The sequence below is a fragment of the Streptomyces sp. NPDC004111 genome (genome assembly GCF_042874215.1).
Classification (GTDB): Bacteria; Actinomycetota; Actinomycetes; order Streptomycetales; family Streptomycetaceae; genus Streptomyces.
Window position 1 is genome coordinate 87,457 of sequence record NZ_JBIAMU010000010.1, and the last position, 12,593, is coordinate 100,049.

The window sequence follows — 12,593 nt, forward strand, 5'->3', positions numbered from 1 at the left end:
CGGGGGAGCCGTCGCGGGGGCACCCGCCCGCACCGGGAGGTCCTTCAGGACCTGGCTCCGGCGGCCGTGACCCCTGTGACCTGCGGGGCCCCCGCGTCCGTGGGCCCGGCGGGCCCGCCGAAACGTGCCAGGCAGTGCCACACCTTCTTGACCGCCTGCGGGTCGTGGCGACCGGTGCCGGCCGCCACGCCGACCAGCCGCGGATCCAGCCTGCCGCCGACGGCCAGCCGCGCGCCCAGGTCGACGAACTCCTGGCCCCGGTAGTCGGGGTGGCGGGACAGTTCACGGACGGTGAGGGCGAACCCGTGGTGCCATTCCAGCGGGCACGGCAGCCGGGCGGCGGCCTCCTCGACGGCCGTGCCGCGGTAGCTGGGGTCCAGTACGAGCGCCTCCACGTCCCGGTCCAGCCGGACCGGACCGTGCACCTGCGCCTCGACGTAGTCGTCGAGGGCGTCCTGCTCGTCGGCCAGGGCGAGTTCGATGAGCCCCATCAGGTCCGCGGTGCCGAAGTCCGTCGGCTCCAGGAAGCTGTCCGGATAGCAGAACGTGGTCCGCGCCAGCGCATCGGCCGTCAGCCGGAAGTGCGCGGAACCGAACCGCGGCGCCGCGCCGACCGCCCTGTGGCGGAAGTTCAAAGCCCCGTACACCGGCCGGTCGTGGGCCGGGGCGTGGTCGTAGGCGCCGTTGAAGATCCGGCTCTCCCACCGCCACCGGTCGCCGCCCGGGTGGGCGGTCAGACCGCCGTTGCTCGTGCCGGTGACGAACTGCGAGAGGTAGACACCGCCCTCCGCGAGAGCGTCGAGGATCGGCCTGCCGCCGGTCAACCGGTCCGGATGGAAGTTGAGCGTCACCCGGAGCCGCGGATCCATGGGCGCCCCGGAAGCGAGCCCGGCGACATGCGCCAGGGCCCGCTCCTGCGGCGTCGACAGGGCACTGGAACCGGCACCAGCACCGCCACCGGAATCGGCTGCTGAAAAGGCATTTGAAACAACATCGGGATCTGCGCTCATGCGCGCAGTGTCCCCGAGCCGATCAACCGACGCACGTTTGTTTCCGCACGTTACGACGCCGGGTCCCCGGGGGCGAACACGCAGCCCGGCCAGGCCCCACCCCAACTGCCCCACCCCCACCGCCGACCGCCCCCCCCCCGGGGGGCACCTTCCCCTCAGCCCCACACCTCCGACAAGTCCTCCTTGCTCAGCACGAGTTCACCCGCAGCGAGGTTCTCCTCCAGGTGGGCGAGCGACCCGGTGCCCGGGATCGCCAGCACCGACGGCGACCGGGCCAGCAGCGCGGCGAGCGCGACCTGCGCGCGGCTCGCGCCTAGCCGGGCCGCGACTGCGCCCAGCCGTTCCCGGGCGGAGGAGTCGCCGTCGACACCGCCGCCGAGAGGGAAGTACGGCACGTACGCCATGCCCGCCCGCTCGCACTCCGCCAGCAGGTCCGCGTCCCCGCCGTGCCGGTTCTGCACCGCCGCGACAGGAGCGGTCCGACGGGCCTCCGCCAACTGGGCGGAGTCGACGTTGCTCACCCCCAGATGGCGGATCAGCCCCTCCTCGCGGAGCCCGGCCAGGACCGCGAACCGTTCCGCGACCGACTCGCCGCCCGGCCCGGTCATCCCGCCCACCCGCAGATACACCAGGTCCAGCCGGTCGAGCCCCAGCGAGCGCAGCTCCTCCTCGACCAGGCCGCGCAGCTGACCGGCCGTCGCCTGCCCGCTCGGAACGCCGTCCGGGCCCGGCAGCGGCCCCACCTTCGTCGCGATCACCAGGTCTTCGCCGTACGGGGCCAACGCCGTACGGATCAGCTCGTTGGCCCACACCGCGTCCCTGCCGTAGAACCCGGCCGTGTCGATGTGGTTCACGCCCAGCTCCACGGCCCGGCGGAGCACCGCGCGGCCCGTCGCCGGGTCCCGTGCCGGACCCGCGAAGGTGCCCATCGCCAGGCGCATCGCGCCGAAGCCGAGCCGGTTGATCGTCAGTTCTCCGCCGAGGGAGAAGGTCTGGGTGGTCATGCCGTTCATGCTGTCCGCCGCCACGGCACCCGGCGAGTCCGTGACATCTTGCTGCCAGACTGGCGGGATGCGGAACGAAGAGGTGTTCTCGGTACGGGGAGACGCGGAGCTGATCGCACGCGCGGGCCATCTCTTCGAGTCCGCACGGACCGAGTTCCTGTGCGCGGCCCGGGATCTGCGGACGTGGTCGCAGCCGGGCGCGCGGGCAGCGATCCGGAACCGGGTGCGGGCGGCGGCCCCGGACTTCCCGCCTGCCGAGAACACCTCTCGGGACTCCGCCGGCGCACCCGACGTCGGCCCCGGCGCCGCGGGTTCCGTCGGCCTCGTACCCCGCAAGCTGCTCAGCCCGGTGGCGCTCGCCGACGAGGACGCCCGCGCGCATCTGCGGGAGGTGCGGAGCCGGGGCGCTCTCGTACGGATCAGCCGTTCGCCGCTGCCGCACGAGACGATCCTCATCGACCGGCGGGTGATGATCCTGGCCGGCCGGGAGACACCCACCGGCCGCGAGTACACCGTGACCACGTCAGCGGTCCTCGTGGACGGAGTCCGTTCGCTGTACGAGGCGGTCTGGGACACCGCCGTCGACCTGGAGACGTATCTGCGCGGCGACGTCCCGCACCTGGACGCCGACGGCCGCAGGATCCTCCGCGCACTGGGCTCGGGCCTCACCGACGCGTCGGCGGCCAGGCGGCTCGGTGTCTCGCTGCGCACCTACCGGCGGCGGGTGGCCGAGCTGATGGCCGACCTGGAAGCGGACTCCCGCTTCCAGGCGGGGCTGCGCGCGGGGGAGTTGGGCCTGCCCCGCTGAACTTCATGCCGCCGGTGCACTTCTGTGATCATGTCACCGGTCTGTGACAACGGTGTCGTGTTCCGGCGACGCCCGTATCCAGGCAGCTCACGGGCCCTCCATAGTGATCGGGCAAGCACCGGGAGCCGCAGCAGCTCCGGTTCCCGCCACTGGATTCTCTAGGGGTTCTCCATGTCTGCCAGCCGTCGCAAGGCCTTCCTCGTCTCCGTAGCCCTCGTGGGCGGCACGCTCCTCATGACGGCGTGTCAGGACACGGACGGGAACGCGGCGCCGAGCGCGCCCTCGGCCGCCGCGGACGACAAGGCCGCCACCCCGCCCGCCGCGTCCGACGGCGGCGGCGACAAGGGTTCCGCCGAGCAGGGCTCGGGCGCCCCGGCCGGTTCAAAGGACGGCAACAAGGTCGAGAAGTGCCGTACGAACGGCCTGAAGATCACGGCGACCGACGCCACCATCGACGGCGACGGCGAGAACACCGTCGCGGTCGAGCTGCGGAACACCAGCGGCAAGGACTGCGCGATCTCCGGGTACGCGGGCGTCGACCTGAAGACGAACCAGGGCGCGCTGTCCGCGAAGCGCAGCGGGGAGCCGGTCGTACCGGCCATCCTCAAGAACGGTGAGATGACGGCCTTCGGCATCCACTACCCCGAGAACAAGTCGGGCGGCTCCGGCGTCCGCATCACCGGCCTGGTCGTGACGCCGCCGGACGAGACGAACCCGGTCACCCTGAAGTGGCCCGGTGCCGCCACGCTGCCGGTCACCGACGGCTCCGGCTCGCCGGTCAAGATCGGCCCGATGGGCAGCGCGGGCCAGGGCGGCGCGGGCAGCTGACCGGCAGCCCGGGGCGACGAGCGGCCCGGTGCGTGCGGGAGAGACACCCCCGCGCCCCGGGCCGCGCCCGGCTTCGTCACCGTCTCCGCGTACCCGGAGGCCGGTGTGGTCACCGCGTGCGCAGCCGCTCCAGTGCCAGCCGGCTCGCGTCGTCCGCCGCACGGTGGATCACCAGCAGCTGGTCCGGGTCCTGGAGCGGCGCGAGCACCTCGAACCGCACCGTGACCACACCGATCTCCGGGTGCCGCAGCACCTTGGTTCCACGGCCGTTCACCTTGATGTCCCGCTCGGCCCACCAGCGGGCGAAGTCCGCGTCCAGTGCGGTGAATTCGGCGATCCGGGCGGCCAGCTCCCGGTCCTGCGGATGTGCGGCCCACGCGGCACGCAGATGGGCGACCCCCTCCCGTACGACCTGCTCGCGGTCCTCGTAGAGCTCGCGCGTCCCCGGATGCAGCAGGCACAGCCACATCACGTTGCGCTGCGACGGGGGCAGGGTGTCGAAGTCCAGCAGCAGCCGGGCCATTTCGCCGTTCCAGGCCAGGATGTCGTAACGGTGGTTCATCAGCATGGCGGGCTGCGGCGACAGGGCGGCGACCAGCTCGGCCAGGGCGGGCGGCGCGCTGGTGGCGGGCTGCTCGGCGTCGCGGGGGCGCTGCTGGGCCAGGTTGAAGAGGTAGCCGCGCTCGTCGGGGGTCAGCCGCAGCGCTCGGGCCAACGCCTCCAGCACGTTCACCGAAGGCCGCAGCCCGCGCCCCTGTTCCAGACGTACGACGTAGTCGACGCTCACCCCGGCCAGCTCGGCGACCTCCTCGCGGCGCAGCCCCGAGGTCCGCCGGGCCCGGGACCGAGGAGGCAGCCCGAAGTCGTGCGGGTCCAGGCGTTCGCGCCGCGCCCTCAGGAACGCGGCCATCTCCTGCGTGGAGTCCACGGTGCGGGCCGGGTTCGCGGCGTGCGGAGGATGGTCCACGGTGCGGGTCGTCATGCCCGCTGCAACAGCCGGGGTGCAAGTGGTGTTCCCCGGAGGTCCGGCCCACCGGCCCGCGCCCACGAGGCTGGCGGACTCGAACGTGGCGTTCCGTACGAGCGACTGCGACTGCGACTGCGACTGCGACTGCGATGGCGACTGCGACGGCGGCCCTGCGGACGGCATCCGCAGGGGGACGCCGGATGTCCGGATGTCAGGATGGGCCGATGACGAAGAATCATCCCTGGTCAGGGGTGCACGACGACCTGCTGGCCGCGCAGCGGTACGTGTACGGCCCGAGCGGATTCGCCTGCTCCCGGCCGGTGCCCGAACCGGAGAGCGCGGAGTACGCGGCGTACGGCTTCACGCTCGACGGGCGGTCGGTCAGGTTCCGCGTGGCGAAGACCACGCCGACGAAGGCCGGCCAGTTCGTGACCGTGTGGCAGCGGTCCACGGCGGGCCCGATCCGGCCCTTCGACGTGGACGACAAGGTCGACCTCTTCGTCATCAGCAGCCGGGACGTCGGCGGCCGGGACGACGGCCGGTTCGGCCAGTTCGTCTTCCCGCGCGAGGTGCTGTGCCGCCGCGGCATCGTCTCCCGAGCCGGCACCGGCGGGAAGCGGGGGTTCCGCGTCTACCCGCCATGGGTGACCCCGACGAGCCGACAGGCGGCCGGCACGCAGGAGTGGCAGGTGAACCACTTCCTGCGTCTCGGGGAGGACGGGACGGCTGTGGACCTGGGACGAGCCGCGTCTCTGTACGGCGCGTAACAGGGGGAGACGTCCGTGCGCTCCAGGCACCTGGAGTCCCGCAGACACCAGCAAGCCCAGGCGTGCAGGGGCAGCGGCAGTCGTCCACGTACGGCAGTCGTCGACGAGCGGGACTCTCCGACGAAACCACGCGACGACGAGCGGCGGTCACGGGCGAGCGGAAGTCATCCATCGGCGGTGGGCACTCGATGGGCACTCACGGGTGCGCGGCCCCCGCGATCCGACGCCCTGCTCGGATCAGCGGTGATCCGGCCGCGTGCTCGAATCAGTCGTAACCCGGCCGCCTGCTCAGATCAGCCACGCCCCGGCGGCCCACCCGGACGGGCCTTGTCCCGGCTACCCACCCGGACGGGCCGTGCCGTAGCCGCCCACCCGGACCGGCCCCGCCCCGGCTGCCCGTTCAGATCAACGGTGCGCAGGTTCACTCCAAAGCACCAAGCAGCGGCTCTGACCTGTGCCGTTGGCGCGGCCGTTCGTACACGGGGATCGGGTGGGAGCACGTGCGGTTCTGCGTGCGGTGCCCGGAGCGGGTTGCTTCGGAGGGACGGCGGTTTCATCGGCGGCACATCGTGTGCGGTCGCCGCTGTCCTTGGAGGAAGCCTGATGCGTTCGCTGAAGATAGCCACCGGTACCGCCCTGGCCAGCACCGCCCTGCTGTTCACCGCCCCGCTGGCCTCGGCCGCCGACACCCAGTGCGACCCCGCCACCGCTGCGGCGATGGAGGCGGAGTCCGCGTACAAGGCTGCCCTCGCGGACTATCAGAAGCAGGTCGACGGCGGCGGACACCCGGGCAAGGCCGAGCAGGACAACGTCGACCAGCTCAAGCAGAAGTCCGACTCGGCAGCCTCCGAGGCCCAGCGGATCTGCGGCGACACCACGATGAACCCCTCGCACAACACGCACCCCCGCGGAGCCATGCACACCGGGACCGGCGGATCCAGCGACGGCAGCGCCACACCGATCGCCCTGGGCCTCGGAGCCGCCGGGGTGCTGGCGGCAGCCGTACTGATGAAGGGCCGGCGCCGAGGCGACAGCCAGGCCTGAGCGGCGCCCTCCCGGGTCGGACCGGGCGGCGGCCGGGGGCCCGGCGGCATTCCCGCCGGACCCCCGGCCACCACCCGGTTCACCCCACCCCACACGCGTACCCGTGGACGAGAGCAGGCAGGCAGTGGACCACGCCCCACCCGGATTCCGTACCCGAGTCGACCGCGCCGCCCGTACCGTCCTCGCCCTCGTCGTCCTCTACTGGGGCCTCACGCTCCTCGGCGACCAGCAGCCGGCCGGGCCGCCGCCGCAGCCCGGCGCCGCGCAGGCGTTCGGCACCGAGCAGGCCGGGGCGGCGGCCCGCAACCACGCCCAGGCACCGCTGCCGGCGGCGGACCCCGTCCGCGTCGTCATCCCGCAGATCAAGGTGGACGCCCCGCTGATGGGCCTGAACCTGGACGACGACGGACGGCTGGCCGCACCTCCGGACAGCGAGCGCAATCTCGCGGGCTGGTACCAGGAGGGCACATCCCCCGGAGCCTCCGGCACCGCGATCCTCGGCGGCCACGTCGACACCGCGATCGGCCCGGCGGTCTTCTACGCGCTGGGCTCCCTCAACAAGGGGGACACGGTCCAGGTACCGCGCACCGACGGGATCACGGCCGTGTTCACCGTCGACGCGGTGGAGGTCTACGCCGCCGACGACTTCCCCGACACCAAGGTGTACGGCCCCTCCACCACCCCGCAGCTGCGCCTGATCACCTGCGGCGGCGGCTACGACAAGAAGGCGGGCCGCTACCTCGGGAACGTCGTCGTCTACGCCCACCTCACCGGCAGGGCCTGACCCCCACAGGGCCGCCCGGACCGCCCCGGCCCGGTACGGCGGACCGCCTCTGTTTTACCCTCCGCCCTCCGCCCTCCGCCCACCGTCAGCGCGGCCGGTCCTGCGAGGGGAGGACCCCGAAGCGCTGCTTGTAGTAGGCGGAGAAGCGGCTGTGGTGGAAGAAGCCCCAGCGCACGGCGATCTCCGCCACGGTGGTGCCGGGCGGCTGTTCGCTGTGCAGATCGGCGTGGGTGCGGTCCAGCCGCAGGTTGCGCAGATAGGTCATCAACGGCTGGCCGTGATGGGCGCGGAAGGCGTTCTGCAAGGAGCGCAGCGGAACGCCGGCGATGCCGGCCAGTTCGGTTTGGGTGAAGGGGTGCGCCGGGTCGGCGTGCATGGCGTCGGTGACCCGGCGCACCGGTGCCGGGCCGGGACGCGCGCTGTTGCTGAGGGCCTCGGAGTACTGGTGCGGCACGCTGTGCAGCATCGTGCTGACCAGAGCGGCACCCATCCGCTTCGCCACCGAAGGGTGCTTGAGCAGTCCGCCGGGATTCTCGATCTCGGTGCCGATCAACTGGGCCATCTGGTGGAAGAGTTGCAGTCCCGGTGTCCGGTAGTCGAGGCCGAGGTCGGGGAAGCGCAGGTACTGCTGCACGGAGTGCCCCAGCTCCTCCTCCAGCTCCCGCGCGACGGTGTGGTGGTCGATGTAGACGGCGAAGAACCCGCTCTGCGGGGAGAACCGTGCGCCGACGACGCCGTCGGGCTCCGTGGCACACATCGCGCCGGCGTCCGGGCGGAGCCCGACGGTGTCCCCGCGCTGCTCCACCGTGAGGATGCCCCGGTGGGGCAGGGCGAAGGCGTAGCGGTCCTGCAAGTCGGGTGTGTACACGGTCATTTCGGTGCGTGAGCTGAAGCTGCCGACGTAGACAGGGGCCACGGAGGTCGCCCGCACCTGTAAGTCGAAGTTCGACTGATCGGTGTGCCTGGGATCGCAGACCGAGGCGAACCCGAGGAGGTTGCGGAACAGCTCCCGCGCCTCCTCCATGTCGCGGGAGCGCAGCCACAGCGGCGCATCCGCGTCGTGCGACGCCGTGTCGGCCCCGGCACCCGGTGCACTCTGTGTATCTACCAATTTCAGCTCCTGCCACCCGGACGACTGCGCCGCGAAGGACCACGGCGTGAGGACCGCGCCGTGAGGCCCGCGCGATGAGGACCCACGTGATGACCTCTGCGCTATGTGGACAAGCATGGTGCGAAACGGATGGAGTTGGGTGCTGGAGCGGGAATTCACTGAAAAGGTGGAAGAAACTCATGCCCTGCGGGCGGCCGTGCCGCGCCCGGAAAAAGCAGAAGGCCCCGAGGCACACCTGCTGTCCCAGCTGAGGCGGGAGATGGCCGTGCACGGGGAGGAGCCGCATGTCGCTCTGGTGCTGCCCAGGCCCTGGAAGGTGGTGAACGCGACCGAACCGGCCCGAGCGCTCCATTACCTGCAGCCCGAGACGCTCCCCGACGACGGCCCGCGCGGCCACAAGAGGTCCTCGAAGGACGACCGGGCAGAGCAGTGCGGCGACCTCACCCGGGCGGCGTTGGCGGGCATTCCGGCGCACGACGTGGTTCTGCCCGGAGTCGCCGACGGGCGGGACCTACGGGTCACCGCCCTGCCGCTGACCGGGACGGCGGACCTGGTCGAGCCGCCCGGCGAACGGCAGGTCCTGGGCGCCCTGGTGCACTACCGGCTGCATCCCGAACCGCTGGACCCGTCCGCCGCGCAGTCCCTCTACGGCGCCGCGCACACCATCGGCCTGCACCTGCGCCTGCGGGAGTTGGCGAAGGAGAACGCCCAGATGCGGGAGGCACTTGTCTCCCGGGTGGTGATCGAGCAGGCCAAGGGCGTCCTGGCCGAGCGCTGGCACTGCACCCCCGACGAGGCCTTCATCGCCCTGCGCGACCACGCCCGCTCACACCAGCGCAAACTGGCGGACCTCTGCCGCCACGTCATCGACGGCACGGAAACGCTTCGCCAACTCCCCACCCCCCAAACCCCACCCACACACTGACCCCGGCCCCCCGACCGCACCACGGGTGAAGGCACGACCACCAGGTGGTGGCATGCCGGTGGGCCGTTCCGGTGGTGGGGAAGGGGAACGGCCCACGGGGGTGTGGTCCCGCGCGGGGGAGGGGCGCGGGGGTGGGTTGGGAGGGGTTAGCGGCCCTGGAGGGTTTTGACGTTGTTGCCGAAGGTCCAGTTCTTGGAGCCGTCCCAGTTGAGGGACCAGGTCATGAGGCCCTTGAGCTGGTTGTTGTAGGTGTTCCAGGCCTGGGCGACGAGGGAGGGGCTCATGTGGCCGCCGCCTGCGCCGGGTTGGGCGGGGAGGCCGGGGACCTGTTTGTCGTAGGGGACTTTGATGGTGGTGCCCTGGATGACGAGGCCCTTGTTGAGGCAGTCGGTTTGTTTGGTGAAGCCCTGGACGGTGCCGGCGGAGTAGGAGTCGCCGGAGCAGCCGTACATGCTGCCGTTGTAGTACTGCATGTTGAGCCACCAGAGGCGGCCGTTGTCGGCGTACTTCTTGATGATGGGGAGGTAGGCGCCCCAGATGGAGCCGTAGACGACGCTGCCGCCGGTGACGTAGGCGGTTTCGGGGGCCATGGTGAGGCCGAAGTTGGAGGGCATCTGGGCGAGGACGCCGTCGATGATGCGGATGAGGTTGGACTGGGAGGTGGAGAGCTGGGTGATGCTCCCGCCGCCGACGAGGCCCGTTTCGATGTCGATGTCGATCCCGTCGAAGTTGTACTTCTTCAGGATCGGGACGATCGTCGCGATGAACTTGTCCGCCACCGCCGTGGAGTTGAGATCGATGCCGGCCGTCGCGCCGCCGATCGACAGCAGCGTGGTGATTCCGGACGCCTTGGCCTGGCACATTTCTGCCGGGGTCGCGACCTTGACGGTGGCGTCCATGCCGTCTTCCCACAGGGCCGTGCCGTCTGAACGGATCACCGGGAACGCCGCGTTGATGACGTTGTAGCCGTGCTGGGTGATGCGCGGATCGGTGATCGGGGTCCAGCCGAAGGGCGGGTGGACCCCGTTCGCGGCGCCGTCCCAGTTCTCCCAGTAGCCCTGGAGGACCTTGCCCGTGGGTTTGGACTTGACCGGACAGGTGTCCGCGGCGGCCTTGATGGGTGTGGGTGAGGTGGCGGAAGTGGTCTTGGTGAGCGGGGAGTTGGGCGCTGCTGCGATGGTCAGCGGTACGGCCAGAGCGGCGGCCAGGGCTGCCTGCAGCAGTCGGGAACGAGAGGGACGGGGGTGCGGGGAGGAGGTGGTACGGGTGCGTGGGGGCATGCGGGGGAGACCTCCTGGGTGGGGACCGGGAGACGCGGGGAGGGGAGCGGGCGGGGAAGGACGGAGCGCCGGGTGGCCCTGTGGCTGTGGAAGCGTGGTGCGGGGACGGGTGGTGCAGCGGTGTGATGGGCCCACACGCTAGGGAGGTCCAGACCAATGGTCAAGAGGTCTGGACCAGGTTGGGGGCATGTCATTCAGGTATGTCGTCCAGGGATGGCTCAGCGGGGTGGGGTGGGGTGGGGATGGGATAGGAGCTGGTGTTGGGGGTGGGGTTGGGGTGGTCTGCTGGGTCGGTGCTTCGGGGGGCTTTGTGTGGGGCTTTCTGTGATCTCGGGCGGGGCGCGGAGTTTCTGAGCTCGGGCTGTCACGTTTTCGGGTGCTGCTCTGTTCGACATACGTCATGGAGTCAGAGGTGCGGGAGCCGGATCCGGATTTCGGATCCGAGGTCCCCGGCGATGTCGAGAGGGAGCGGTCGTCATGCAGGCAATCCTGGTGACCGGCGGTACGGGAACGTTGGGGCGCGCGGTGGTGCGTTGTCTGGTGGAGGGGGAAGGTGCCGCAGTCGCGGCTGAGGTGGGCGCGGGGGGTGCCGCAGGCGTGGCGGGTGCGGGTGCGGGTGCGGGTGCGGGTGTGGAGGGCGCGACAGGCGTGGCGGAGGCGGGTGCGGATGCAGAGGGTGCGGCAGTCGCGGCGGAAGCGGCGGACGCTGGGGTGGAGGTGGACGGGGAGCGGGAGATTCGGGTGCTGAGTCGGCGCCCGTTGCCGTCGGGGGTGTCGGCTTCCCGGCTCGGTTCCGGGACTTCCGGGACTTCCGGGGCTCCCGACCCGTCCGCCGGACGCCCCTCCGGAGCCAACGAGCCTCCCGTCGGCCTGCCCGGTACCCCGTACCGCCACCTGGTCGGTGATCTCCTGAACGGGGACGGGGTGGACGCCGCCGTCCGGGGCGTGCGGGCGATCGTGCACTGTGCCTCCATGAACGGCAAGGACGACGTCCTCGCCACCCGGAACCTCATCGACGCCGTCCGGCGCTCCGGCGGTCGTCCGCACCTCGTCTACATCTCGATCGTCGGCATCGACGCCATTCCGCTTCCCTACTACCGCGCCAAGCTCGCCGCCGAGCGGCTGGTCATGGAATCGGGGCTGCCCTGGTCGATACTGCGGGCCACGCAGTTCCACGACCTGCTCGCGACGGTCTTCGCGTACCAGCGGTGGCTGCCGGTGACGCTGGCGGTCAAGGGATTCCGGTTCCAGCCGGTCGACGTCCGCGACGTCGCCGCGCGGCTGGCCGGTCTCGCGCTGGGCGAGCCGGCCGGGAAGGTGCCCGACATGGGCGGGCCGCAGGTGCGGGACATACGCGATCTCGCGGCGACGTACGACCGGGCGTACGGGCGACGGCGGCGCGTGGTCTGCCTCCGTGTGCCGGGCGGGATCGCACGCGGATTCGCCAGCGGCGCCAACCTCGTCCCGGACCACCGCGTCGGCACGACCACCTTCGACGACTTCGTCGCACGGGAGAGGGAGAGGGAGAGGGGCAACAGGCAGGGCAAGGGCAAGGCGGCGGGGCGGGTGCGTGGCGTCCGTGGCCCGGGGGCGGAGAAGTGAGTGGCGTGCGGGCCCGTTGGGTGCGGGGTGGGCTCGGACTCCTCTCGCTGCTCTCCCTCGTCCTCGGCGGCTACGTCCTCATCTCGCCCGAGGGCTTCTTCGGGTGGTCCTGGGTCGGCATGGGCATGGCCTACAACCCGCACCTGATGCTGGACGTCGGCGCGATGAACCTCGCCGTCGCCGTCCCGCTCGGTGCCGCCGCCGTGACCCTGCACCCCGTGCTCGTCCGCAGCGCCCTGGGTGCGTACGCGGTCTGGTCGATCGCCCACTTCCTCATCCACCTCCGGTTCCGCTCCCACCTCGCCGCGCACACCTCCCTCGCCGACGCGAATCTGCTGCTGGGGCTGCTGGGGCTGGGTGTCGCGGTTCCGCTCGTGCTGCTCCTGCTCACCTTCGGGGGAAGGGGCGAACGAAAGACCTCCTGAATCCTCTTTGCATGACCATGCGGGATCATGCATAATCT

13 protein-coding genes are annotated in these 12,593 nt (G+C 71.4%); 8 read left to right on the forward strand and 5 right to left on the reverse strand.

Features of this window, described 5'->3' with window-relative positions; all coding sequences use genetic code 11:
* Positions 1-44: 44 nt before the first annotated feature.
* The gene (locus ACFYVL_RS20570) at positions 45-869 is read right to left on the reverse strand and encodes a DUF3626 domain-containing protein (protein ID WP_389246737.1); all 825 of its coding nucleotides are present in this window, start codon (positions 867-869) and stop codon (positions 45-47) included.
* A gap of 296 nt (positions 870-1,165) precedes the next feature.
* Positions 1,166-2,014 carry an oxidoreductase gene (locus tag ACFYVL_RS20575; RefSeq protein WP_389246739.1) on the reverse strand — a complete coding sequence of 283 codons (849 nt, stop codon included), beginning with the start codon at positions 2,012-2,014 and terminating at the stop codon, positions 1,166-1,168.
* Positions 2,015-2,081: 67 nt separating this feature from the next.
* On the opposite strand from ACFYVL_RS20575, the gene ACFYVL_RS20580 reads away from it, so the two are divergent.
* Positions 2,082-2,822, forward strand: a complete 741-nt coding sequence (locus ACFYVL_RS20580; protein ID WP_389246741.1) for a DNA-binding response regulator — start codon at positions 2,082-2,084, stop codon at positions 2,820-2,822.
* A gap of 171 nt (positions 2,823-2,993) precedes the next feature.
* Entirely contained in the window at positions 2,994-3,650 is a 657-nt protein-coding gene (locus tag ACFYVL_RS20585) for a DUF4232 domain-containing protein (protein WP_389246743.1), read from the forward strand.
* Between the two features lie 109 nt (positions 3,651-3,759).
* Here ACFYVL_RS20585 and ACFYVL_RS20590 read toward each other — a convergent pair whose 3' ends face one another.
* Positions 3,760-4,632 carry a helix-turn-helix domain-containing protein gene (locus tag ACFYVL_RS20590; protein WP_389246745.1) on the reverse strand — a complete coding sequence of 291 codons (873 nt, stop codon included), beginning with the start codon at positions 4,630-4,632 and terminating at the stop codon, positions 3,760-3,762.
* Positions 4,633-4,841: 209 nt separating this feature from the next.
* Here ACFYVL_RS20590 and ACFYVL_RS20595 point away from each other — a divergent pair, with 209 nt between their 5' ends.
* The 3 genes from ACFYVL_RS20595 (at position 4,842) to ACFYVL_RS20605 (ending at position 7,212) form a co-directional block, all read left to right on the forward strand.
* Positions 4,842-5,384 carry a MepB family protein gene (locus ACFYVL_RS20595; RefSeq protein ID WP_389246747.1) on the forward strand — a complete coding sequence of 181 codons (543 nt, stop codon included), beginning with the start codon at positions 4,842-4,844 and terminating at the stop codon, positions 5,382-5,384.
* Positions 5,385-5,987: 603 nt separating this feature from the next.
* On the forward strand, positions 5,988-6,428 hold the full coding sequence (locus tag ACFYVL_RS20600) for a hypothetical protein (protein WP_389246749.1): 441 nt from the start codon (positions 5,988-5,990) through the stop codon (positions 6,426-6,428).
* Positions 6,429-6,531: 103 nt separating this feature from the next.
* The gene (locus ACFYVL_RS20605) at positions 6,532-7,212 is read left to right on the forward strand and encodes a class F sortase (RefSeq protein WP_389246751.1); all 681 of its coding nucleotides are present in this window, start codon (positions 6,532-6,534) and stop codon (positions 7,210-7,212) included.
* 85 nt (positions 7,213-7,297) lie between these two features.
* On the opposite strand, the gene ACFYVL_RS20610 is transcribed toward ACFYVL_RS20605, so the two are convergent.
* Positions 7,298-8,323, reverse strand: coding sequence for an AraC family transcriptional regulator (locus tag ACFYVL_RS20610; RefSeq protein ID WP_389246754.1), 1,026 nt, complete (start codon positions 8,321-8,323; stop codon positions 7,298-7,300).
* A gap of 166 nt (positions 8,324-8,489) precedes the next feature.
* On the opposite strand from ACFYVL_RS20610, the gene ACFYVL_RS20615 reads away from it, so the two are divergent.
* On the forward strand, positions 8,490-9,248 hold the full coding sequence (locus ACFYVL_RS20615) for an ANTAR domain-containing response regulator (RefSeq protein WP_389246756.1): 759 nt from the start codon (positions 8,490-8,492) through the stop codon (positions 9,246-9,248).
* 146 nt (positions 9,249-9,394) lie between these two features.
* On the opposite strand, the gene ACFYVL_RS20620 is transcribed toward ACFYVL_RS20615, so the two are convergent.
* Positions 9,395-10,528, reverse strand: a complete 1,134-nt coding sequence (locus ACFYVL_RS20620; protein ID WP_389246758.1) for a chitinase — start codon at positions 10,526-10,528, stop codon at positions 9,395-9,397.
* A 477-nt stretch (positions 10,529-11,005) separates the two neighbouring features.
* On the opposite strand from ACFYVL_RS20620, the gene ACFYVL_RS20625 reads away from it, so the two are divergent.
* Entirely contained in the window at positions 11,006-12,130 is a 1,125-nt protein-coding gene (locus ACFYVL_RS20625; protein ID WP_389246760.1) for an SDR family oxidoreductase, read from the forward strand.
* 5 nt (positions 12,131-12,135) lie between these two features.
* Positions 12,136-12,555, forward strand: a complete 420-nt coding sequence (locus ACFYVL_RS20630) for a hypothetical protein (RefSeq protein WP_389246762.1) — start codon at positions 12,136-12,138, stop codon at positions 12,553-12,555.
* Positions 12,556-12,593: the final 38 nt, after the last annotated feature.